The following is a 2,340-nucleotide window of genomic DNA, read 5'->3' on the forward strand; positions in this document are numbered from 1 at the left end:
GTAAGCGTCCGAGCAACGACACCTAGCAGAGTGGATTTAATTAATAGAAAATATCGTCAGTTTCTACTGGAGGTATTATGCAAAAAAGAACCCTTAATGACTGGCAAAAATTGATTGAGCAGCAACAAACCAGCGGCTTATCTATTGTCGCATTTTGTAAAGAAAACATGTTACCCACTTCAAACTTTTATAAATATCGGTCTAAGTTACAAGACGCTGCAAAAGCACCTAAATTGGTGAAAGTGCAAAACAAAGCCATTCCCCATAAAGTGAATGCCTCAATCACGTTATCTCATGGTGAAACTCATTTAACTATACCAACCTCATCTGAGCCTACATGGGTGGCTAATTTAATAAAGGCGCTGCAAGCATGAACATGTTTATTGATGTGCCCGACGTGTACCTTTGCAATCAGTTTGTCGACTTCAGAAAATCCATTAATGGCTTAGCGGCCATTGTTGAAAGTGAACTCGAACTGTCAGTGCTATCCGGTGCCGTGTTTGTTTTTTGTAATAAAAGCCGAGATAAGCTGAAGATATTGTATTGGGATAACACAGGCTTTGCCCTGTGGTATAAACGCCTCGATAAGCACAAATTTAAATGGCCGAAAAACCTCAGCGCCGACACCCTAAACTTAACCGAGCAACAATTACACTGGTTATTATCTGGGTATGATGTCATAGGGCATCAACAAATCAACATCGAAAACGCTAGCATTATTTAGATCGTCGCGGGATCAATATTAACCATCGCATTAAGCTAGTTTACGGTAAAAAACATTATAAAATAGAAGGATGAATATTGATGTTAACCGCCTTCCAAACGATCCGGCGTTGCTTAAAAAGCTGTTGGTAGAGCACGCTGAAAAGTTAGCGCAAGCGACTGCGAGAAACCGGTATCTAGAGGAGCAATTCCGCCTAGCGCAACAAAAACAATTTGGTAAAAGTACCGAAGGCTTTGACGCACAAGGTGAATTGTTTAATGAAGCCGAAGACATCATTGAGCAACCTGATGAGCTTGCTACGCAAGAGATTAGCTACACACGCAAAACACCAAAGCGCAAACCATTACCCAAAGACTTACCCCGTGAGCAAGTGATTCATGACATTGCCGAAGAAGACAAGGTGTGTAACTGCTGTGGTAATGAGTTGCATAAAATGGGTGAAGACGTCAGCGAAAAGCTCGACTTCGTCCCCGCAAAGATAAAAGTCATTGAGCATATTCGCCCAAAGTACGCGTGTCGTGAATGTGATAAGTCAGGGTCGAATAACAGTATTAAACAAGCCAAGATGCCAAACATGGCCATCAACAAAGGCATGGCCACGTCCAGTTTATTAAGTCAAATCATCACCAGCAAATATCAATATGCACTGCCACTGCACAGACAAGAGTCGATGTTCAAGCAATACGGCATTGAGCTTAGCCGTAAAACCATGAGTGACTGGGTACTCGCATCCGCTACCTTGTTTGAACCGCTGATACAACGACTGAAACACGCGTTACTTAAACAGCCTGCGATACATGCCGATGAAACGACGGTCAATGTGGTCAACGCCGACAAAGTAAAAAGTTACATGTGGCTATATTGTACCGGCACGGATTCGCCATCGGCTATAAATAAACACAACCCAATACCAAACATTGTGCTTTACGACTATCAAAACAGTCGGGCAGCTTCCTGTGTGGTTAATTATCTGGATGGCTATTCGGGCTATTTACAGGTTGATGGTTATCAAGCGTATGCACAAACGCAATCAACACTCGTTGGTTGCTGGGCCCATGCACGTCGTAAATTTATAGAAGCAAAACACGTGCAGGGTAAAAACAAGACAGGCAAAGCCGACGTAGTCTTGAGTCTTATTCAAAAACTGTACGGCATTGAATCAAAACTCAACGATAAAACACCAGAACAAAAGCATGAAATAAGGCAAGAGCAAGCGAAACCTATTATCGATAAACTGCATAAATGGCTAGAGCAAAACCAGCCACGTTTAGTCGGGAAAACCAAGTTAGCAGAGGCAGCAACCTATCTCGCTAATCAATGGCATAAACTTATAGTTTACCTTGAAAATGGTCAGCTTAATATCGACAATAACCGCGCCGAGCGCGCTATCAAACCATTTGTTATTGGCCGTAAGAACTGGATGTTTAGCCAAACCTCACGCGGCGCAATAGCAAGCGCTCACCTATACAGCATCATCGAAACTGCAAGATCCAACGGCTTAACGCCATTTGATTACATCATGCATTGCCTCGATGAGCTTTGTCAGCCTGAGCCAGACATAGAACAATTATTGCCTTGGAATATCAATATCTAGGTGATGATCACCGGACGTTTAC

Annotated in this window: 3 protein-coding genes; all 3 read left to right on the forward strand. The window is 42.7% G+C overall.

Annotated elements, in window-relative coordinates:
* Positions 1–77 precede the first annotated feature (77 nt).
* The 3 genes from L652_RS01000000123495 (at position 78) to L652_RS0108020 (ending at position 2,318) form a co-directional block, all read left to right on the forward strand.
* Positions 78–374, forward strand: coding sequence for a hypothetical protein (locus tag L652_RS01000000123495; RefSeq protein ID WP_024596032.1), 297 nt, complete (start codon positions 78–80; stop codon positions 372–374).
* The gene (gene tnpB, locus L652_RS0108015) at positions 371–724 is read left to right on the forward strand and encodes an IS66 family insertion sequence element accessory protein TnpB (protein WP_024596033.1); all 354 of its coding nucleotides are present in this window, start codon (positions 371–373) and stop codon (positions 722–724) included. The genes L652_RS01000000123495 and tnpB overlap by 4 nt, the downstream gene beginning before the upstream one ends.
* 70 nt (positions 725–794) lie before the next feature.
* The gene (locus L652_RS0108020) at positions 795–2,318 is read left to right on the forward strand and encodes an IS66 family transposase (RefSeq protein ID WP_024596139.1); all 1,524 of its coding nucleotides are present in this window, start codon (positions 795–797) and stop codon (positions 2,316–2,318) included.
* Positions 2,319–2,340 lie beyond the last annotated feature (22 nt).

The sequence above is a fragment of the Pseudoalteromonas sp. TB25 genome (assembly GCF_000497995.1).
Taxonomy (GTDB): Bacteria; Pseudomonadota; Gammaproteobacteria; order Enterobacterales; family Alteromonadaceae; genus Pseudoalteromonas; species Pseudoalteromonas distincta.

What these genes read in the sequence shown, in the direction of transcription:
- L652_RS01000000123495 (WP_024596032.1), top strand. Translation starts at nt 78, where the DNA reads ATGCAAAAAAGAACCCTTAATGACTGGCAAAAATTGATTGAGCAGCAA.
- tnpB (WP_024596033.1), top strand. Translation starts at nt 371, where the DNA reads ATGAACATGTTTATTGATGTGCCCGACGTGTACCTTTGCAATCAGTTT.
- L652_RS0108020 (WP_024596139.1), top strand. Translation starts at nt 795, where the DNA reads ATGAATATTGATGTTAACCGCCTTCCAAACGATCCGGCGTTGCTTAAA.